Source organism: Muriicola sp. SD30 (genome assembly GCF_041205185.1).
Taxonomy (GTDB): domain Bacteria; phylum Bacteroidota; class Bacteroidia; order Flavobacteriales; family Flavobacteriaceae; genus Muriicola.
Genome location: NZ_JBGEWB010000001.1, coordinates 607,338 through 621,681 on the forward strand (window position 1 = coordinate 607,338; position 14,344 = coordinate 621,681).

At 44.3% G+C, this 14,344-nt stretch carries 6 protein-coding genes; all 6 read left to right on the top strand.

All coding sequences use genetic code 11. The annotated features are described in order from the left end of the window. On the top strand, nt 1-3,687 hold a 3,687-nt coding region (locus AB8P51_RS02745; RefSeq protein ID WP_369747231.1), incomplete at its 5' end, for a gliding motility-associated C-terminal domain-containing protein. A gap of 15 nt (nt 3,688-3,702) precedes the next feature. Next, nucleotides 3,703-4,659, top strand: coding sequence for a type IX secretion system membrane protein PorP/SprF (locus AB8P51_RS02750; RefSeq protein ID WP_369747232.1), 957 nt, complete (start codon nt 3,703-3,705; stop codon nt 4,657-4,659). A gap of 11 nt (nt 4,660-4,670) precedes the next feature. Further along, a complete protein-coding gene (locus AB8P51_RS02755; protein WP_369747233.1) occupies nt 4,671-6,704 on the top strand; it encodes an OmpA family protein in 2,034 nt (677 codons plus the stop codon). 129 nt (nt 6,705-6,833) lie between these two features. Beyond that, a complete protein-coding gene (locus AB8P51_RS02760; RefSeq protein WP_369747234.1) occupies nt 6,834-8,513 on the top strand; it encodes a hypothetical protein in 1,680 nt (559 codons plus the stop codon). A 231-nt stretch (nt 8,514-8,744) separates the two neighbouring features. Further along, nucleotides 8,745-12,479, top strand: coding sequence for a beta strand repeat-containing protein (locus AB8P51_RS02765; RefSeq protein ID WP_369747235.1), 3,735 nt, complete (start codon nt 8,745-8,747; stop codon nt 12,477-12,479). A gap of 423 nt (nt 12,480-12,902) precedes the next feature. Continuing rightward, on the top strand, nt 12,903-14,344 hold a 1,442-nt coding region (locus AB8P51_RS02770; protein ID WP_369747236.1), incomplete at its 3' end, for a beta strand repeat-containing protein.

Genomic DNA, 14,344 nt, shown 5'->3' on the forward strand with positions numbered 1-14,344 from the left:
GTAGCCGGAGGAGTGGTAGCTGACAGCAATGTGCTCGACAATGATACGCTTAACGGTCAGCCTGTAGACCCTGCTGATGTGACCATCACATCAACACCCACAGGACCCCTGACGGTCAATACCGACGGTACGGTAAGCGTAGCTCCGAACACCGCTGCAGGAACCTATACTATTGAATATACGATCTGTGAGGTAGCCAACCCAACCAATTGCGACACCGGTTCGGTGACCGTGGTAGTGGATCCCGGTGCCAATGTGATCGACGCTGTGGATGACGACTTTAGTGCGAATCCTGTGGATGGGGTAGCCGGAGGAGTGGTAGCTGACAGCAATGTGCTCGACAATGATACGCTTAACGGTCAGCCTGTAGACCCTGCTGATGTGACCATCACATCAACACCCACAGGACCCCTGACGGTCAATACCGACGGTACGGTAAGCGTAGCTCCGAACACCGCTGCAGGAACCTATACTATTGAATATACGATCTGTGAGGTAGCCAACCCAACCAATTGCGACACCGGTTCGGTGACCGTGGTAGTGGATCCCGGTGCCAATGTGATCGATGCTGTGGATGACGACTTTAGTGCTAACCCTGTGGATGGAGTAGCCGGAGGAGTGGTAGCTGACAGCAATGTGCTCGACAATGATACTCTTAACGGTCAGCCTGTAGACCCTGCTGATGTGACCATCACATCAACACCCACAGGACCCCTGACAGTCAATGACGACGGTACGGTAAGCGTAGCTCCGAACACTGCTGCCGGAACATACACTATTGAATATACGATCTGTGAGGTAGCTAACCCAACCAATTGCGACACCGGTTCGGTGACCGTGGTAGTGGATCCCGGTGCCAATGTGATCGATGCTGTGGATGACGACTTTAGTGCTAACCCTGTGGATGGAGTAGCCGGAGGAGTGGTAGCTGACAGCAATGTGCTCGACAATGATACTCTTAACGGTCAGCCTGTAGACCCTGCTGATGTGACCATCACATCAACACCCACAGGACCCCTGACAGTCAATGACGACGGTACGGTAAGCGTAGCTCCGAACACTGCTGCCGGAACATACACTATTGAATATACGATCTGTGAGGTAGCTAACCCAACCAATTGCGACACCGGTTCGGTGACCGTGGTAGTGGATCCCGGTGCCAATGTGATCGATGCTGTGGATGACGACTTTAGTGCTAACCCTGTGGATGGAGTAGCCGGAGGTGTGGTAGCAGACAGCAATGTACTCGACAATGATACCTTAAACGGTCAGCCTGTTGATCCTAATGATGTGACCATCACATCAACACCCACAGGACCACTGACTGTCAATGACGACGGTACGGTAAGCGTAGCTCCTGATACGGGTCCGGGCACTTATACCATAGACTATACTATTTGTGAGGTGGCCAATCCTACAAATTGTGATACTGCTACTGTTACCATAGTAGTTGATGCCGGCCCGAATATTATCGTTCTCAAGGTGGATACTTTTAATGATGAAAACAATGATGGGTATGCCCAGGTAGGGGAAACGATCAGTTACACCTTTACAGTAACTAATGTAGGAACTGTTCCGCTGGGGAATATCACTGTAACTGATCCGCTGGTGGAAGTTATCGGTGGGCCATTGACGACTCTTGAACCGGGACAATCAGATAGTACTACGTTTACAGCTACTTACACTATAACCCAGGCAGATATCGATGCGGGAAGTTTCCAGAATACGGCAACCGTAACTGCATTTATTCCTGATAATGGCCCTATCAGTACATTATCTGACGATCCTGACGATTCAACAGATATCGACAGTGATGGGGATGGCAATCCTGATGATCCAACTGTAACTATCATTGTCGGTCCGCCGGGTATTGATGCTGTGGATGATGATTTTTCTGCTAATCCTGTAAATGGTGTTTCCGGAGGAGTGGTTGCGAATAGTAATGTGCTTGATAACGACACCCTGGATGGGATTACTGTAGATCCTGCGGATGTTACAATAACTTCAACACCAACAGGTCCACTTACGGTAAATACAGATGGAACCGTAAGTGTTGCGCCCGATACAGCACCCGGAACCTATACAATTGACTATACCATCTGCGAAGTGGCAAATCCTGACAACTGTGATACTGCTACCGTGACAGTGGTGGTAGCGGAAGGCCCGAATCTGATTGATGCAGTTGATGATGATTTTACAGCTAATCCGGTTGATGGCAGTACTGGTGGTGTGGTGGCTGATAGTAATGTTCTGGATAATGATACGTTAAACGGAGAACCGGTTAATCCGGCTGATGTGGTAATCACTTCAACTCCAACGGGTCCGCTTACGGTAAATACAGATGGAACCGTAAGTGTTGCGCCCGATACAGCACCCGGAACCTATACAATTGACTATACCATCTGCGAAGTGGCAAATCCTGACAACTGTGATACTGCTACCGTGACAGTGGTGGTAGCGGAAGGCCCGAATCTGATTGATGCAGTTGATGATGATTTTACAGCTAATCCGGTTGATGGCAGTACTGGTGGTGTGGTGGCTGATAGTAATGTTCTGGATAATGATACGTTAAACGGAGAACCGGTTAATCCGGCTGATGTGGTAATCACTTCAACTCCAACGGGTCCGCTTACGGTAAATACAGATGGAACCGTAAGTGTTGCGCCCGATACAGCACCCGGAACCTATACAATTGACTATACCATCTGCGAGGTGGCAAATCCTGAGAACTGTGATACTGCAACCGTGACGGTGGTGGTAGCGGAAGGCCCAAATGTGATCGATGCGGTTGATGATGATTTTACAGCTAATCCGGTTGATGGCAGTACTGGTGGTGTGGTGGCAGACAGTAATGTATTAAACAACGATACCTTAAACGGAGAACCGGTTGATCCGGCTGATGTGGTAATCACTTCAACTCCAACAGGGCCCCTTACAGTGAATGCTGATGGGACTGTAAGTGTCGCTCCGGATACTGCTCCTGGTACCTATACCATCGACTACACAATTTGTGAGGTAGCCAATCCAGAAAACTGTGACACAGCAACGGTAACCGTAGAAGTGCTCATGGGACCTAATGTAATAGATGCAGTGGACGATGATTTCAGGGGAGTTCTCGTTGATGGGGATGCAGGCGGACTGGTAACAGACAGTAATGTTCTGGATAACGATACCCTAAATGGGGAACCGGTTAATCCGGATGATGTAACCATCACTTCTACGCCAACAGGTCCTCTGACAGTCAATGCTGACGGAACTGTTAGCGTTGCACCGGGAACACCTCCGGGCACCTATACCATAGAGTACACGATTTGTGAAATTGCCGATCTTACCAATTGTGATACAGCGATTGTAACGGTCCTGGTTTCTCAGGTGATTACCGACTTCAAGATAGAAGTCAATCAGATGGTGACCCCTAACAACGATGGTCGAAACGACTTCCTGTTTATCAGGGATGTGGATTTTGCAAAAAACAATACCCTGAGAATATACAATCGATGGGGAATTGCAGTCTTTGAAGGTGATAATTACAACAACCAGAACAATGTCTTCGATGGCAGGTCGAGAGGAAGGTCCACACTGAGTACAAATGACTACCTGCCTGCAGGGGTTTATTTCTATATCTTTGAATACGATTTAGGTCAGGAAAGGATTACAGATACAGGTTACCTCTATGTGAGTAAATAATTGATGACAAAAAACATGAAACTATATAAATACGCATTCATTGCCATATTGGCGGTAATCACAAGCTGTAATACTTCGCAGGCACAACAGGATGCCCAGTATACCCAGTACATGTACAATACCATGAGTGTGAATCCTGCTTATGCAGGATCCAGGGGGCAATTGAGTATTGCGGCTATGTACAGAGCACAGTGGGTAGGTCTTGACGGGGCTCCAAAAACCCAAACCCTTAATTTGCATTCTCCGATTCGGAACAGCAAGCTTGGTTATGGAATCTCTGTGGTCAACGACAATATTGGAAATGGAGTGGTTCAGGAAACATACCTCGACGCCGTAATGTCATATACACTTGACCTGGCAGATGAGAAGAAGTTGTCTTTCGGACTAAAATTTGGCGGGAATTTGTTGAATCTCGACTTTCAGCAATTGAGGAATTTTGATCAGGAACCCATTAATGATGGGGCCGACATTACCAATAACTTTTCACCTAATGTTGGCTTTGGGGTGTATTATCACACCAACCGTTTCTATCTGGGACTTTCTGCTCCTAACATGCTGGAAACCGACTATTTTGATAATTCACAGCGAAGTGCTAATTCGGTACAGTTTCAATCTACAGAACGACTCAATTTCTATATGATCACCGGGTATGTGTTCGACCTGAATTACAATTTTAAGTTTAAACCGGCATTTTTGATGAAGGCAGTTGGTGGGGCTCCTTTGCAGCTCGACTTTTCCGGAACATTCTTGCTAAATGATAAGTTTTCATTTGGTGCGGCTTATCGCTGGGACGCAGCCGCCAGTGCGCTTTTTGGGTTCCAGTTATCAGAGCAACTCATGCTGGGCCTGGCTTACGACAAAGAGATTACAGAATTGGGGGGAACACGATTTAACGATGGTTCCTTTGAAGTGTTTCTTAGGTTTGAACTGGTTCGTTCGTTCCGTGGTCTGGTATCACCTAGATTCTTTTAAAAATGATTTTCATGACAAAGCGTTTATTGATCATAACTATAGCCTTCTTTGCAGTGCTAGGCAACCTCATTGCCCAAAACGTTCCCACAAAGAAAAAGGAAAAGTACACATATACCATGTATACAAGGGTATATCAAAAACGCCTGATGGAAAAACCGGATAAAGTAAAGGATACGGCCCTGATGAAACTGGCCAATTCCTATTATTATATCGCCGATTATGAAAATGCAGCCAGGGTTTACGAAATACTGTACAAAAGGGCAGAAGAAAAGCCTGAATTTCAGGTCCCGGTAGAATACAACTTTAGATATGGGCAAAGTCTCAGGGCAATAGGGCAGGAAGAATTAGCAAAAGAAAAACTGGCAGAATATCTCAGCGAATCATCAGCTAATGCAGTTGTCCAGACAACAAGGGTATATGAAATTCAGGACCTCAGGGAGTATTTTTCTAATTTAAAGGACAGTATAAACCTCAATCATTTTTCCGATTTCGCACCCACTTTTTATAAAGAAGGTCTGATTTTTTCTTCAGACAGGGATACCGGGAACCTTCACAGGTACAGACATAGCGGGACAAATAAGGATTTTCTCGACCTCTACCAATTTGAATATGATGAAGATTCTGTCCAGGTCATCAGCAAATTGAATTTCATTGGAAACGGTATCAATCCACGAGAGGCAGAATCCACCTCAATCAAGGTAGATGAATCAACGGTAACCCTGTCTTCTGATGGGAATACCATGTACTTTACTGCTTCGAACTTCAAGGATGGAGAACTTGTAAAAGATCAGGATAATATTATACGCCTTAAAATATTTAAAGCTGTTCTTGAACCCGAAGGATGGCGTATAGCAGACGATTCCTGGTATAAAAATCAGAATGGAGATAAAGCTTTTAATTCTGATGGATATTCTTTTGCGAACCCTGCTCTGAGCCCTGATGGTTCCCGACTGTATTTTACGTCAGATATGCCCGGAAGTAAGGGCCTGTCAGATATTTTTACGATTGCCGTGGATGAAAATGGTATCAGAGGGAAAATAGACAATTTGGGCGATCGCGTAAATACCGAGTTCAGGGAGAGTTTTCCTTTTGTGAGTAAGGACGGAAAACTCTACTATTCTTCAGACCGGCTCGGGGGAGAAGGGAGACTAGATGTGTATTCTGTTGATTTGAATGCCAACGGGATGGTAGCTTCCGCTTCTGAAAACCTGGGCAAACTCATCAATAGTGAATACGATGATTTTACCTTTATCTATGACAGTGAAAAGCAATATGGGTTTTTTGCTTCTAACAGGCCCAGACCTAATGATTCGGGAAGAAGGAATGCAAAAGACTTTTCAGATGATAACATCTATGCCTTCACAGCTGAATGCCTTAATCCAAAAACTTTAACGGGGATTGTCTACGATAAATCAACTCTTTTGCCCCTGGCAGGAACTACCATCAATATCATTAGTGATGACAACGAAATAATAGCCTCAACCTTTACTAACGAAGAAGGAGCCTATAGTGTTTCGATTGACAGGAATAAGAACAATTTTGTAAGAGCAACAAGGGAAGGGTATACTCCTGCCGAAGAGTACCTCGAGATCAATCCCTGTGAATTAAGGATGGTTGATTTTTATATTGAGACCGATTGTGTTGATTACGGCACTGACCTGGCCAAACTTCTCGGGTTAGATCCTACGATTTTCTTCGATTTTGATAAATCTGAGATCAAAGATGACTACAAAGACGAACTCGATATTGTCGTAGCTGCCATGGAATTGTATCCAAGTTTAAAAATTCAGGTCAATTCTCATACAGATTCCAGGGGGCCTAATTCCTATAATCAGCCATTATCCGGGCGTCGTGCAAAGGCTACTGTAGAATACATTGCCTCAAAGGGCATAGACATAAATCGCCTGAAATACAAAGGATATGGCGAGACACAGTTGGTCAACGAATGTGCAGATGGCGTAAGGTGTTCAGCAGCCAAACATCAGAAGAACAGAAGGTCAGAATTCCTTATTCTTTGTGAAGAAGGGGAGAACTGCTGTTATTAACTGCGAATGGCATCGAATACTGGGTGTTTCACAACAATTATTTTATGAAGTAAAAGGATCTTTTTAGATTCCGTCGTATTTCCATATTCCTGATAAAAGTGAAATGGAGTAAATTGTTGTGTACACTACATGATCCTAAAATATTCTTTATTCCTGGATAAGATAGGCTTGCTGTACAATGCCGGTAAGTTCCTGACTATTGGCCTGCTACTTTTTCAAAGTTTTTTCTCTGTGGCACAAAACACGGGCGATTTTCGTTCCATAGCCAGCGGTAATTGGAATAATCCGGCAATTTGGCAAACCTATAATGGTATTACCTGGGTGGCCGCTACTTCTTTCCCCGGGCAAAACGCAGACGCAGACCATGTTTTAATTGGCAATGGAAACACCGTTACTTTAAATGTCGATATTACAAGTTTTATTCTTAGCAACCTTGTTATTGGGGACAATTCAGGCGGTGATGATATCTTGTTATTACCAGATAATGGCGACTTTGAAGTAAATATCGAGACCTTGGCAGTAGAGAGTGACGGGATACTAGAATGGGTAAAAAATGCGGACATCAGGTTTCCTGAAGGTGCCATCATATATAACAACGGCGGAACTATTAGTACTTCAAAAAACTGCAATGCCTCGCAGGTCATTTATATTGGGAACGATAAATTTTCTACCTGCAATGGAAATGGTGGCGCAGATTATTCGTTTGACGATATTGAATCAGCCTTACCTCCACCCCAAAGTGGAGGAGACATAACAGAATGTGAGGAAAACCCCATTCAGACCCTTACAGCTACAGCTACCCCTCCTTCAGGGGCATATGTAGAATGGTACAATTCTGCCGAAGGAGGATCTATGGTTAGCCCAACTTTAAGCACCATAGGTACATTCACCTATTATGCGGAAAGCGTGGACAATAGTGATCCAAATAGAAAAAGTATTTTCAGAACTCCCGTAACTCTAACCATAGAAGATAGTCCCACGATTTCCGTGTCCAGTGCACCCAGTTGCAATTTCTTTAGCAATACATATGAACTTGAAGTGACCGTCAGCAACGGCATAGTCACAAGTACTGAAGGGACGGTCACAAATATTTCCGGGAATCAATGGCGGATCTCTGGTATTCCCTCTGGAAACGATATAACAGCCACAGTAACAGCTGCCAATGGCTGTACACAGGATCTGGAGGTAACTTCGCCAAATTGCACATGTCCTGTTGTAAATGCACCTGTAAGTGGAGGAAATGAGGTTTATTGTTCAACTGATCCGGTACCGACTATCAGTGTATCCGTTGGCCCAGGCGAAACGGCCGACTGGTACAACGCAGCTTCAGGCGGAAGTTTACTGCTCGGTGGAAGTACATCTTATACACCTTCTTCTGCCGGCGTATTCTATGCTGAAGCCCGGAACATAGTAACAGGATGTACGAGTAATTCAAGGACTGTAGTCTCTGTAACTGAAGATGTCCCCTCATCTGCATCCATGGGCCCCGATCAATCTGTTATGGTAAGTGATGATGCCATCTTTAATATAACCGTTTCCAATGCAAATACTTATCAGTGGCAACTGAGTACAGACGGCGGGTCTAATTATAGCGACATCTCAGATGGATCAGAATATACAGGAACACAATCGACAACCCTAACGGTTCAAAATGTGCAAGTTGATAAAAACGGATATCTCTTCAGGGTAGTAGTTTCCAATACCATGTCTAGTTGTCCCGCCTTTGTAACAGGGTCTGCCCAATTAAATGTAAGGGTCAGGAATATTATCACAAACCGTAAATCTACGTATAGAGTAAATCCATTTTAGGCTCTTCTGGTTGCCTCAACGATGCCTTGGGGTTGAGTAGCAACATATATATCAAGGTCGGATAATTCTGACATACAGAAAGTTACAGACCTGGAGAATCCTTTGTTTTCATGAAATATGGCATTGGAAACCTCACAATAATACGTGTTGGCACTGGATTAGGAGGGATACGCAACAAATTTTTAATGAGACTTCTATGGCATGGTATATTTATCATGTTAAAATGAACCAATGGAAAAGATACAATATCAAATCCTTGCGATTTCGGTATTTATTTGTCTATTTTTTTCTATGCCGAGTCTCTACGGCCAGGATACCTTTTTAGATAATTTCAACACAGTCTCCTACTCCAACAACAATGGAACTATGGATTTTGCCGGAGATTGGCAGGATTCTGAAGACAATGATCCAACCGGGGGACGCATTTACGTTAGAAATGCTACTAACAGGTTGCGGATCCAGAATATGGATAACGAAACGCTTACCAGATCCCTGAATCTCAACGGGGCTACAGGTGTAACACTTACGATGACCTACACCGAAATATCTGGAAACGAACAGATCGATGTTGATCTCTGGAACGGTACTGGTTGGAATACGGTAGCTACCCTGAATGGCTCTGGTACGGTAAATTACAATCTCGCCGCTAATGAGATGTCAGCCAATTCACAAATTCGCTTTATTTCTAATAGTGGTGGTTGGGGAGGTTCCGAAGCCTATGAAATTGATAACATACAATTCAATGGCAATGTGCCGGCAGGTATTTCTATTGATGATATTACGGTAAACGAAGATGACGGTACGGCTACTTTTACCGTTACTCTTAACAAAGCTTTTACAGGGGGATTCAATGTGGACTGGGCAACAGCCAACGGGACTGCACTGGCAGGGTCCGATTATGTTTCCGACAGCGGAACTATCAGTTTTACAGGAACAGCCGGTGAAACACAAACTATAGTTGTCAATCTTGTAAATGACAATGTTCCCGAATTCAACCAGGAAAACTTTGTTGTCAATCTGAGTAATATTAGTCAACCCGGAGTAATTATAGCCGATCCCCAGGGCTCTACAACGATTGTTGATGATGAATACGCTTTTAACGCCCCTCTGGTACTCACCCACGAGTTTGATGGTTATATGGACTATACCTCCACTGCGGGAACCCTGAGAACCCAACCAAATTCCGGGAATACCTGTGCGATAACAACCAGCTCCAGTAATACATTATCCAGTGCGATACCACCAACGGCAACTATTGATCAGGCCATTCTATACTGGGCGCATTCAGGTGCAACCCCTGATACCCAGGTAACTTTTGACGGTACCACGGTTAATGCCGAATTTTTATACGGTACTTCCCTTACTAACAGGACCTTTTATGGAGGTAGGGCAGATGTAACTGCCATAGTTACCGCAGTGGCGAATCCATCAACTTATAACTGGACATTTTCAGGCCTGACTATAGATAACACCGATCCGTATTGTAGTTCAGCTACCACTTTGGGTGGCTGGAGTTTAATGGTCTTTTATACAGAAAATAGCCTTCCGGCTTCCACAATAAACGTTTACGAAGGCTTTAGCGGAGAAAGTAATTCTTCTTCTTCCTATACCCTTAGTGGCTTTTTTGCGATTGGCGCAACCGGATCAAAAACAACGGTGCAATCCTGGGAGGGCGATCAGACCCTAAGTAATAACGAAAGTTTAACCGTAACTACAGGACTGGGAACGTTTAACCTAACAGGAGATGGCGATAATACAGGACTTCCTACCATAAACCCTTTTAATTCAACTCATTACGACAATACGGCAGTGCCTGTTGTTAATAACACCAACTCACACGGCGTAGACCTTGATACTTACGATGTATCCCCTTTTGTAACTGCCGGTGAAACATCCGTCACAACCAATGTAGGCTCAGGACAGGATTTTGTAATCCTCAATACGGTTACACTTAAAGTTCCTTCCAACCTGACTACTGGAATTGTCTTTGAAGACGTTAATTATGGAGGTGGACCCGGGCGTAATCGGGCTACTGCAGGAGGAGTTCCCATTCCCAATGCTACAGTAGAATTATATGATGGTGGGGGTAGTTTTGTTTCAAGCACAACCACAAATGCGGCCGGCCGATATGTTTTTGCCGGTATGGCCAACGGTTCTTATACGGTTAGGGTAGTAAACAATACCGTGAGATCAACTCGTCCTGGTGGGAGTACATGTACAAGCTGTATCCCCATCCAGACCTTTAAAACAGATTATATTGCCAGTATAGTGGTGGAAGATACCAATTCTGTAGGGGGTGAGGATCCAGCGGGCCAGGATCCGGGTCCGGGTACCCTCAGCAATGCACAGACGATATCCACCTTTACTATCCTCAACGAAGGGGTGGCGGGAATGGACTTTGGTTTTAATTTTAATACCATTGTGAATACGAATATAGACGGGCAGGGCTCCCTGGAACAATTCATCATTAATTCAAATAATCTTGGAGAGACCGGACTCGATATTGTAGCCAATGGGATTTTTGATCCCGCTGCAGGGGAAGATACTTCGATCTTTATGATACCCCCAACCGTGGATGCACTCGGAAGGACTGCTGACAGCAACTATAGCAGCGGAATTTTCGACATTGAGATCGATGCATTGACGTCCATTACTGGAGATAATACGCATATTGACGGTCGCACCCAAACTGCGTATTCGGGTGACACAAATACAGGCACCATTGGGGCCGGGGGGACAGCAGTAGGTACCTCAGCAACAAATCTTCCTAATTATGATCTTCCCGAGATCCAGGTCAATGGTAAGGATGGAAATACATTTAGAAATGAAGGTAATACGAACGTGATCCGAAACCTGTCAGTCTTTGCAAGTGATCTGGCTGGGATACAAGTAAATAATGGTTCTGTTACGGTTTCTAATAACCTTCTTGGTGTAAATGCGCTGGGTACTAATGATGGAAATATTGTGTACGGAGTGGACATCACTGGTGGTGAGGCAACTATCGATGGAAATTATATCAGCACTAATGAAGAAGCAGGTATCTTGATAAACGGAGGTACAGCTTCAACGATTCAGAATAATCATTTAACCACAAATGGGAATGATAAGTGTTTTGACAATATCACCATAACTGGCGGATCTGGAGTGCTTATTCAGTATAATTTAATTGAGCTCTCAGCAGCCATGGGCATAGATGGGAATGGGATAGCTGCAGGCGTCACCATAACAGAAAATTCAATAACCACAGCCGGGCAGGACGGGGGAAATTGTAGTGGGGAAGTTGAAAACGCCGGAATACGCCTTGATGGCAGTAACTCATCAATATCAAATAACGTAATTTATCAGAACGGCGGGGCAGGAATTGTTCTTGCAGGCGGGAATACCTCAGGAAACCTGATCTCCCAAAATTCTATTTATGCCAACGGAACGGCCGGAGATGCACTGGGTATCGATATAGACCAGGTAGATGGCATGGGTGACGGAGTTACCTTAAATGATAATGGAGACACAGATAACGGCCCTAACGGTGCAGCAAATTTCCCATTGTTGAGTACTGCCTATATGGAAGGATCCAATGTGGTTATTAAAGGCTGGTCACGCCCCGGAGCCACCCTGGAGTTCTTTTTAACCGATATCAATCAGGGATCGGCAACAGCTGGCGATAATCAATTGGGGAATACCAAGGATTACGGGGAAGGACAGCTTTATCTGGGCAGTGCCGTGGAAGGCAGCGTTGATGACACAGATGCAGGCACTTCTTCATATCTGGATACTGATGGAAATACCGATAATACCAATTTATTTGAGGTAAGGATACCTGTACCTCCAGGGGTAAACGTGGGCCAGTTAATCACTGGGACTGCCACTCTTGCCAACTCTACTTCCGAATTTTCACCTTTTAGCGTCATTGTTATCCGAACAGTGATTACTAACAGAAGGATTACTTACAGGGTTAATCCTAACTAATCGAACAATTCACCATCATCTAAATGGTAGTGATACAGACCTATTTTACGTTAAATTTCGGGTGATTCGATTAGGTGTTGTATTAAAACAAAATCCTTTTTTGCAAGCTCTTATTCCTTCAATTTTTTGATCATTTAATTATGGCAAAAAGTCTTGAAAATTACGGAAAATTCTTACGATTAATCACTCGGTAAAGGTTGTTATTATTGGGACGATCGACCAACGAAACCTTAGTATTATTAAGGTTTTTTTGCAACAATACCTCAACTATCAGGTCCTAGACCATGCATTTCATCGAGTACACAACAATTATTTTCACAGGGGTAGCTTCACGTTAAATTTGTTAGTTGATAATATTATATCAGGTGTAAACCGAAGAATATACTATTGAAAAAAGAGAAACACATACTTAAGTTTTTTACCATGGACAAGAAGATCCTATTACTTCTGTTTCTGGTATCCGGATTTGCCTTTTCACAAACCACTGTGAATCTGCAAGACCAGTGTAACTGTGAGGTACTTAGCGGTACTGCAGTAACATCCCCCGGAACCACTACCCCCAGCGGGGCAGATACAGGAGATATTTATGTTAATACCAATACCGGAGTCATCTACTTCTGGGATGGAGACAGCTGGGAATTAACCTCCTCAGATGATCAAAATCTTCAGAATTTCAGTTTTAATCCTGGAACGAACATTCTTTCCCTGGATATAGAAGACGGAAATACAGTGACGGTCGACCTAAGTGCACTAAGTGCCACAGGTACTGATGATCAAGCTCTTAGCTTAGCCGGAAACATACTTACATTAGAGGATGGTGGTACGGTTGACCTTACACCATTTTTAGACAACACCGATGACCAAAACATTACCAACTTTAGTATTGATGCCAGTAATATACTCACCCTTACCTTAGAGAATGGCAATACCCAGACTGTAGATCTCTCCGGATTAGTAGGAACGGACGATCAGACAGCGGCTGAGGTAACATACGATAATACAGTATCCGGACTTGTAGCCACGGACGTGCAGGCAGCTATTGACGAGATCAATGCAGCAGCAGGGACAGTAGCTTTAGTAGATAACGCAGACGGTACTTACACCTTTACTGATGCAGGAGGAAATGTAACCACTATCAGTGATACTTCCATCTCTACGATGGTAGACAACCTTGATGGTACGTATACCTATACAGATGAGACAGGTGCTACTCAGGTAATCAACACCACTGCAAGCAGCAACCCATACGATAATACTACATCAGGATTAGTTGCTACTGATGTGCAGGCAGCTATTGACGAGATCAATGCAGCAGCTGGTACTGTGGCTTTAGTAGATAATGCGGATGGTACTTATACTTTTACCGATGCCGGAGGAAATGTAACTACTATTAGTGATACTTCGATATCCACGATGGTAGATAACCTTGATGGCACCTATACCTATACAGATGAGACAGGAGCTACTCAGGTAATCAACACCAATGCGAGCAGCAACCCATATGATAATACAGTATCCGGACTTGTAGCCACGGATGTTCAGGCAGCAATTGACGAGATCAATGCATTGGCGGGAACTGTGGCTTTAGTAGATAATGCAGACGGCACCTATACTTTTACCGATGCCGGAGGAAATGTAACTACTATTAGCGATACAAGTATCTCCACGATGGTAGACAACCTTGATGGTACTTATACTTATACGGACGAAACAGGCGCTACTCAGGTGATCAACACCAACGCGAGCAGCAACCCTTACGATAATACGGTATCCGGACTTGTTGCCACTGATGTTCAGGCGGCTATTGATGAGATCAATGCAGCAGCAGGGACAGTGGCCTTGGTTGACAATGGAGACGGGACATA